Source organism: Candidatus Eisenbacteria bacterium (genome assembly GCA_016867495.1).
Lineage (GTDB): Bacteria > Eisenbacteria > RBG-16-71-46 > CAIMUX01 > VGJL01 > VGJL01.
This window is the reverse complement of record VGJL01000019.1, coordinates 20,314-28,085: the sequence shown is the minus strand read 5'-3', so window position 1 is coordinate 28,085 and position 7,772 is coordinate 20,314. Positions and strand designations below refer to the sequence as shown.

The window sequence follows — 7,772 nt, the reverse complement described above, 5'->3', positions numbered from 1 at the left end:
GTTGCTCCCCGTCGTGAGAATCGAGCCGACCCGGCCGAGCGACTCCCCGTCCGCGTCGAGCACCTCGCACCCGATCAACTGGTAGTGATAGTAGGTTCCCTCGGGGAGTAGGGGCAGGTCATCGGCCGCGATCTTGAGGGCGGCGCCGCGCAGGGCCCCGGCAGCCTCCACAGAATCGATCCCCTCGAAGACCACGGCGACCGCGTCCTTGTACGGTCTGCTCGCTCGGATCTTCAGGGGATCCGCGATGTCGTCGACCCAGAGCGTCGTTCCCGGGGAGAATCGATCCCGGCGATCCCCGGTGGGCTCGACACTGACCTCGCCGCGCAGCCCGATCGGCCTGCGGACGAGCCCGACGATCACGAGCCGGTCCGCGGCGGGCCTCGCCCCCACCGGGCCTACTCCAGAATCTCGAGAACCGCCCTCTTGTTTTCCTTTGTCGCGGCCGCAGCCAGGAGCGTTCGAATCGCGCGGATCGTCCGCCCGTGCTTTCCGATGATCTTGCCCAGATCCCCGTCCCCGACTCGGAGTTCGTAGACGGTCGTCTTCTCCCCCGCGACCTCCTGGACGTCGACCTCCTCGGGCCGATCGACCAAGCGCCTCGCGATGTATTCGATCATCTCCTTCATCTTGACCTTCCTTCCGCGGGAACTAAGATCGCTGCGCCGGGCTTGCCCACGAAGTCTCAGAGGCGACCCTGTCTCCCCCTACGAGCCTGAATCCGGGCGATCCTGCGACCGCTGGCGCTCCTCGAAGCGCCTGAGCAGCAACTCCACGGTCTCGGACAGCCTCGCGCCCTTCGAGACCCAATCGTGGATCCTGGGGACCTCCATGCTGAGCTCCGCCGGATCCTTCAGTGGATTGTAGTAGCCGACCTTCTCGATGAAGCGTCCGTCGCGGGCGAATCTCGAGTCCGCCGCCACGATCCGATAGCTCGGCTTGTTCCTTCCCCCCGCCCGTTGCAGGCGAATCACAACCGACACGTCTTGTCCTCCTTCGTGACTGTCCCAGTCCATCCTAGTCCATCCCGGGGCCTCTGGCGCGTAGAATCTGAGGCGCCCCGGGTCGACATCTAGAAGCCCCCGAGCCTCGGCATCCCCCTCCGCTTGCCCTTGCGGGCCTGCTGGAGGAGCCGCCTCATCAACTGATAATCTCGCAGGACTCGGTTCACATCCTGCACGACGGTGCCGCTCCCTTGTGCGATCCGCCTCCGGCGGCTCCCATCGATCGTTTCGGGGCGCTCCCGCTCCCGCGGCGTCATCGATTGCAGGATCGCTTCCACCTTGCCGATCTGCCGCTCATCCAGGCTGGCCCCGCCCACCAGAGCCTTGGAGGCCCCCGGGATCATCCGGACAAGATCCTCCAGGGGGCCCATCCGCTTCACCTGGCGAAGCTGCTCCAGGAAATCCTCGAGCGTGAACTGCCTCCGCTCGAGGCGCTCCTGCATCTTGCGCGCCCGTTCAAGATCCGCGCTCGCCTGGACCTTCTCCACGAGAGAGAGCAGATCGCCCATGCCCAGGATGCGCGAGGCGAGCCTGTCCGGATGGAAGATCTCGAGGGCCGATGTCTTCTCGCCCGTCCCGAGAAAGAAGATCGGAATCCCCGTCGCCGCCCGCACGGAGAGGGCGGCTCCCCCTCTGGCGTCTCCATCCATCTTGGTGAGCGCGAGGCCATCGATCGGCATTTGCTCCTTGAAGGCGGCGGCCACGGGAACCGCCTCCTGTCCCGCCATCCCATCAAGGACGAGAATCGTCTGATGCGGAGCGACCGCCTCCCGCACGCGCCGCAGTTGCTCCATCAGGTCGGCGTCGACGTGGAGTCGGCCCGCCGTGTCGACGATGAGAAAGTCGGCCGCCGACTCCTTCGCCGCCTTCAGGGCCGCGGTCGCGACCAGGACCGGATCGCCGCTCGCTCGATCGACGTGAACCTTCACCCCGATCGAGCGCCCCAGGCTCTCGAGCTGCTCCACCGCCGCCGGCCGCGCCAGATCGCAGGCAGCGAGCAACGAGATCTGCTTCCTCTCCTTCAAGTGCTGGCCCAGCTTCGCCGCGAATGTCGTCTTCCCGGAGCCCTGGAGCCCCACGACCAGCAGGCGCGTCGGAAGTTCTCCGCTCGCCTCCAGGGGCCGGGCCTTGCCGCCAAGCGTCTCGACCAGAACCTCGTGGACGACCCGGATCACTTGCTGCCCCGGACTCAGGCTTCGAAGAACCTCTTCGCCGACCGCCCTGCGCTCGACCTCGCGAACGATGCCGCGGGCGACCTCGTAGTGGACATCCGCCTCCAACAAGGCTCGACGCACCTCCCGGAGGGTCTCGCGGATGTTCTCAGGGGTGAGAACGCCCTGCCCCCGGAGGCGGCGGAAGATCTCCTCCAGACGCCCCGTCAGCTGTTCAAACATGGTCCTCAGGAGCCGTTCAGACGCGGGTCGACACGGCGAAGATTCGACGATACCAGAGGATCGTGGGGCGGAACAAGAGTCAGGGGGGCCTAGGAGGCGGGCCGTCCGGGGCCGCGGGCCACGCCACCCACCTCCGCCTGCAGGCTCCTGAATGCCCGGAACGGGTTGGGATCGCGGAAGATGGCGTTGCCGGCGACCAACCAGTTCGCGCCGTTCGCCGCGGCGTCCGAGACCGTGCCGCTCCTGATCCCCCCGTCGACCTCGAGAACCGGCCGCCGGGGGGATGCGGCGCAGAAGGCGGCGGCCTCACGGATCCTCTCGCTCGACCCTTCCATATAGGATTGCCCCCCGTAGCCGGGCATCACGGTCATGACCAGGATCAGGTCGAACAGACCCCCGATCGAGGCCAGAGTCCCGGCGACGGGCCGATCGGGCCGGATCGCGAGCCCGAGGACGATCGAGAGCCTGTCGGCGTCTTGACGGATCCGCGCGAGATCGGCCGTCGCCTCCGCGTGGATCGTGACGCTGTCCGCCCCCGCTTCCGCGAAGGGAAGAAGAAACGCCCCCGGGTCGGTCACCATGAGGTGCGCGTCGAGCCAGAGATCGGTCTGGCCCCGGATGGAAGCGACCACGGCGGGGCCGAAGGTGATGTTGGGGACGAAGTGGCCGTCCATCACGTCGAGGTGGAGCAGCTGCGCGCCGGCCTCCTCCATCGTCTTGATCTCATCCGCCAGATGGACGAAGTCGGCGCTCAAGAGGGACGGAGCGATCAGCGCCTCTCCCCGGATCCGTGCCCAGACTCTCTGGCGCTCAGCGGCCGACCTACTCGCCTTCATGCCCGCAAACCTCCGGTCAATAGAGAAGCGCACGCTCGCCCGACGCGATCGCTTCTCCCGCCGGCGGGCTCTGCTCCATCACGAACGCCCCCCGCGACTCGTCAGGAGGGGACGCGACGATCCCGCCCGCGCCCAGCATCGCGCAGGCCTCCTCGATCGGACGGCCTCGAAGGTCGGGCATCAGATAGAGGCTTCGCCTCGTTCCGCCGGACACGAGGAAGTCGACAACCGCGTCGGGCTTGGCGAGCGCGCCGCGCCCCGGATGGGTTCCGACGATCTGCCCCTCGGGGACCGTCTCGGATGGGAGGACGAGGATCGCTCCCTGCCGCAGCCCGAGCTGCCCCAGATCGAGCCGCGCCGATCGCACGGTCCTTCCGGCGAAGTCGGGGATCTCGCGGACGGGGGCCCCGCTGCTGACGAGGAGATTGACGACGCGGCCCCGGCGCACGACGGCCCCGGGCGGCGGATCCTGCGAGAGGATCTCTCCCGCCTTCGCCGCGCGGTCGGGCACCTCGACCAGGTTGCCCAGCCGCAAGCGCGCTTCTGACAGCGCGGGCTCGGCGTCCGGCCGCGCCTTGCCGCGCAGGTCGGGAACGGTCGCGATCGCCCCCTGGCGGACGACGAGAGGCATGAGGAGCCGGTCGAAGAGGACCACGCCCAGGACGAGACCGGCGAGAAGCTGCGCCACGATGAGCAACCGCCGGGGCGTGCGGTTTCGGACGCCGCCACCCGGCAGCCTGCCCATGAGCTTCAGACCTTTCACTCGCCTCGCCTCAGCATCGGAACAGGGAAGCATACACCCCGTCGCACGCTCCCTGCCCGGGCAGAATTCTCAGGCACCCGTCCCCCTTCTCCACATCCTCCGGAGTCGCGATCGGGATCGTGAGCGGCCGGATCCCGCGGTGGCGCGCCAGGAAGCGATCCCTCACGTCGTCTGTCTCCTCCGGCTCGGTCGAGCATACGCTGTAGAGGAGCCAGCCGCCCCTGCGAACGAGGCCGGCCGCCGCGTCCAGCATGCGGATCTGTTCGTCCCGGTGGCGGAGGAGATCGGACTCCCTGACATTCCATCGGGCGTCGACCCGGCGACGCAGGACACCGAGGGCGCTGCACGGGGCATCCAGCAAGACCCCCGCCGCGATTCCGGGGCGCAGGGGAAGGGCCAGCGCATCGGCGACCATCAGGGGGCATCGATCGCCTGTCCGCGCCAGGGTCTCCCTGAGCCTCACCATGCGCGAGCGCCTCCTGTCCATGGCCAGGACGCGGCCCGCGCCGAATCGCTCGGCGAGATGCGTCGTCTTCGTCCCCGGCGACGCGCAGAGGTCGATGAGCCATCCGTCGGGGGTCTCGGGGGGAAGCAGCCCGACCAGCGTCTCGCCCGGATCCTGCGCCGTCCACTCGCCGGACAGGAAGCTCGGATCGTCCGCCGGCCGGTACGATCGCGGCATCCGATAGGTGTCGGCCACCCACCCGCGCTCTCCCTCCGGGGCCCTGCCTCCGCGGCGCGCGCGCAGCCAGACCGGCGCGTGCTCGTTGTTCCAGCGGAGGACCGACAACGTCCTCTCTTCTCCCCAGCGCTGCAGCCATCGGTCGACAAGCCATCGCGGATGGCTGTGCGCGACGCACCACTGGGCCGGATCCGACGCGCCGCCCACCAGGGCCCAGCGCGCGGCGCCGTCCTGCGTGAGCCGCCTGCTCACGGCGTTGACCATCCTCTCCGCACCGGAGGGAGCGACCTTGGCGGCGAGGCGGACCGCCTCGTCCACGACGGCGTGGGGAGGAATCGAATCGAGGACGCACACCTGGCAGGCGGCCATCTCCAGCAGGATCCGCACGGACGGGTCGAGACTCATGAGCGGTCGATGGAGCAGCGGCTCGAGAACCGCATCGAGGCGGGCCCGCCAGCGGAGCGTCTCGACCACGAGGGCCCAGAGAAACCGGCGATCGCGTTCCTCGTGCGCGGCCGCGGCCAGCCGGAGCGCCTTGTCGATCGACCGCCTTCCCCGCGCGCTGCGGTGCAGGATCCCGAAGGCCGCAAGGCGGACGGGATCGATGTCCCGGGAGGAGCGTTCTCCCGCTTTCCCCTCTCCCGTCGGATCTCCTCCGCTTCGGGTCATCGCATCAACCGAAGCGCTCGCCTTCCGCGAGACGCGCCCCTCGGATCCAGTCCCCCGCGTCCATCTCCCTGCGTCCGGCGGGCTGGACGCGGCGGAGCCGCACACAGCCGGGGAGCGCGGCCACGATCGGCGCGGGAGCGATCGAGAGCAGGCAGCCGGGCGGGCGCTCGCGCGGGACGAGATCGACGAGGTCGGCCCGGAGGACGCGAAGCGGCTGCCCCTTCGCGCTCGTCGCGGCGACCGGCCACGGGATCATGGCGCGGACGAATCGCTCGATCTGATCGGCGGGACGAGACCATGAGATGAGGCCATCCTCCTTCTCGAGAGGCGGGGCGTTGGTCGCCCCCGTCGCGGGCTGCGGCGCGTAGACGTCCCGGCGTTCGCGGATCAGCTCGCAGGCCTCCTTGAGAACGACGCCTCCCAGGAGCGAGAGCCGCGCGCCGAGCGTCTCGGCGGTGTCGTCGGGAAGCACCCGCTCCGCGCGCTGGATCAGGATCGGACCGGTGTCCATCCCCTCGTCCAGGCGGAAGATCGTGATCCCCGACCAGGCGTCCCCCTCCAGGATCGAGCGGGCGATCGGGGAGGCGCCGCGGTGGCGCGGCAGAAGGGAGGCGTGGACGTTCAGGCATCCGAGAGGCGGTAGATCGAGGAGCGGCCGGCGCAGGAGCCGGCCGAACGCGCAGGTGACGATCAGTTCGGGCGAGAGGCCACGCAGGATCGCGAGGGTCGATTCCTCGTGGAGCTTCTCGGGCTGCAGGACGAGCGCGCCCGCCTCGCGCGATCGACGCGCGACCGGCGTCTCCTCGGGCTTCTGTCCCCTGCCGCGGGGGCGATCGGGCTGGCTGATGACCCCGACCAGGTCGTCGGGGCCATCGAGGAGCGCCTCCAGGGAGGGTATCGCGAAGGCCGGCGTCCCGAAGAAGAGGATGCGCACTACTTGGAAACGACCGCCTGGACGGCCGACTTCGCCACCTCGACCTTGACCTCCTCGGCGAGCTTCAGGACGACGATGTCGTCCTTGACGTCCCAGACTGTGCCGAAGAAGCCGCCGGAGGTGAGGACGCGATCGCCGCGCTTGAGCGCCGCGATCATCTTCGCCGACTCGCGCTGCCTCTTCTGCTGGGGACGGATGAGGAGGAAGTAGAAGATCAGGATGAAGGAACCCAGGACGAAGAGGGTGCTCAGAAGCTGTTGCGACCCTCCCCCCGCGCCCCGCGCGCCCTCCTGCTGCTGGGCCTGGGCGACCCCTACGAGAAACCGCTCCATCAGCTCTCCTCTCGCTTCCGCGGCCCGCGGGGAGTCTCCCCCGCGGCCGGGCGCAACCGCTCCAGCATGCGGCGCTTGAAGTCCGCGAACCCTCCCTCGCGCAGCGAGGAGCGGATCCCCTCCATGAGCCTCATGTAGGCGCGTATGTTGTGATGACTCAGCAGCCGCGGCCCCAGGAGCTCTCCCACCTGAAAGAGATGGCGGACGTAGGCCCTGCTGACGGTGCGGCAGACCCTGCAGTCGCATCCCTCATCGAGAGGCCCGAGATCCTCGGCATGGACCTTCGCTCCGATCGTGTAACGCCCATCGAACGTGTAGACCGTCCCGTGTCGCGCTCCCCTCGTGGGCAGCACGCAGTCGAAGAGATCGATCCCGCGGTCGACGGCCTCGAGGATCTCCTCCGGCTGGCCCACCCCCATGAGATAGCGGGGACGCTCGCGCGGCAGGTCGCGATCCCCCCGCTCCACCATCTCCCACCGGACCGCCTCCGGCTCCCCGACCGCCAGACCGCCGAGAGCGTAACCGTCGAAACCGATGCTGACAAGGCGCTCGGCGCACTCCTTTCGGAGGTCGGCGTGGACTCCCCCCTGCACGATCCCCATCTGGCCGCGGCCTGGCCGCCCGGACGCCAGGAATCGTTCGCGCGACCGGACCGCCCAGGCGAGCGTGCTCTCCATCTGCCGCGCCGCCGCCTCGCGACTGGAGGGGTACGGGGTGCAGATGTCGAAGGCCATGACGATGTCCGAGTCGACCGCCTCCTGGACCTCCATCGAGAGTTCCGGCGAGAAGAAGTGTTCGCTGCCGTCCAGATGGGACCGGAAGCGGACGCCGTCGGGCAGGACCTTGCAGAGGTCGGCCAGGCTGAAGACCTGGTAGCCCCCGCTGTCGGTGAGGATCGCCCCTCGCCAGCTCATGAAGCGATGCAGACCGCCCAGGGACCGGATCCGCTCGTGCCCCGGGCGCAAGTAGAGGTGATAGGTATTCGCGAGAACGACCGGTACGCCGATCTCCTCGAGATCCCACGGCGTCAGCGTCTTGACCGAGGCCCGGGTGCCGACCGGCATGAAGCAGGGGGTCTCGAACCGGACGCCGCCGACAGCGATCTCGCCGCGGCGCCCCGCCGTTCCCGCACAGGCGTCGGTGATCCGGAACTCCACG

The 7,772-nt window shown here is 69.1% G+C and carries 10 protein-coding genes; all 10 read right to left on the bottom strand.

Features of this window, described 5'->3' with window-relative positions; all coding sequences use genetic code 11:
• On the bottom strand, positions 1–393 hold a 393-nt coding region (rimM, locus tag FJY88_04175), incomplete at its 3' end, for a 16S rRNA processing protein RimM (protein ID MBM3286532.1).
• 5 nt (positions 394–398) lie between these two features.
• Complete coding sequence (locus FJY88_04170; GenBank protein ID MBM3286531.1) at positions 399–629, bottom strand: KH domain-containing protein; 231 nt, start codon at positions 627–629, stop codon at positions 399–401.
• A 78-nt stretch (positions 630–707) separates the two neighbouring features.
• Entirely contained in the window at positions 708–983 is a 276-nt protein-coding gene (rpsP, locus tag FJY88_04165) for a 30S ribosomal protein S16 (GenBank protein MBM3286530.1), read from the bottom strand.
• Positions 984–1,072: 89 nt separating this feature from the next.
• On the bottom strand, positions 1,073–2,398 hold the full coding sequence (locus FJY88_04160; protein ID MBM3286529.1) for a signal recognition particle protein: 1,326 nt from the start codon (positions 2,396–2,398) through the stop codon (positions 1,073–1,075).
• An 89-nt stretch (positions 2,399–2,487) separates the two neighbouring features.
• Positions 2,488–3,234 (bottom strand): ribulose-phosphate 3-epimerase, encoded by a 747-nt coding sequence (gene rpe / locus FJY88_04155; protein MBM3286528.1) that lies wholly within the window; start codon positions 3,232–3,234, stop codon positions 2,488–2,490.
• Positions 3,235–3,250: 16 nt separating this feature from the next.
• Positions 3,251–4,030: a PASTA domain-containing protein gene (locus tag FJY88_04150; protein ID MBM3286527.1), complete on the bottom strand. Its 780-nt coding sequence runs from the start codon at positions 4,028–4,030 to the stop codon at positions 3,251–3,253.
• Positions 4,008–5,348 (bottom strand): hypothetical protein, encoded by a 1,341-nt coding sequence (locus tag FJY88_04145; protein ID MBM3286526.1) that lies wholly within the window; start codon positions 5,346–5,348, stop codon positions 4,008–4,010. Before FJY88_04145 ends, FJY88_04150 begins: the two co-directional genes overlap by 23 nt.
• Positions 5,349–5,352: 4 nt before the next feature.
• Entirely contained in the window at positions 5,353–6,378 is a 1,026-nt protein-coding gene (locus FJY88_04140) for a methionyl-tRNA formyltransferase (GenBank protein ID MBM3286525.1), read from the bottom strand.
• Positions 6,282–6,614 carry a preprotein translocase subunit YajC gene (gene yajC / locus FJY88_04135; protein MBM3286524.1) on the bottom strand — a complete coding sequence of 111 codons (333 nt, stop codon included), beginning with the start codon at positions 6,612–6,614 and terminating at the stop codon, positions 6,282–6,284. The genes FJY88_04140 and yajC overlap by 97 nt, the downstream gene beginning before the upstream one ends.
• A complete protein-coding gene (tgt, locus tag FJY88_04130) occupies positions 6,614–7,771 on the bottom strand; it encodes a tRNA guanosine(34) transglycosylase Tgt (GenBank protein ID MBM3286523.1) in 1,158 nt (385 codons plus the stop codon). Before tgt ends, yajC begins: the two co-directional genes overlap by 1 nt.
• Between the last annotated feature and the right edge of the window lies 1 nt (position 7,772).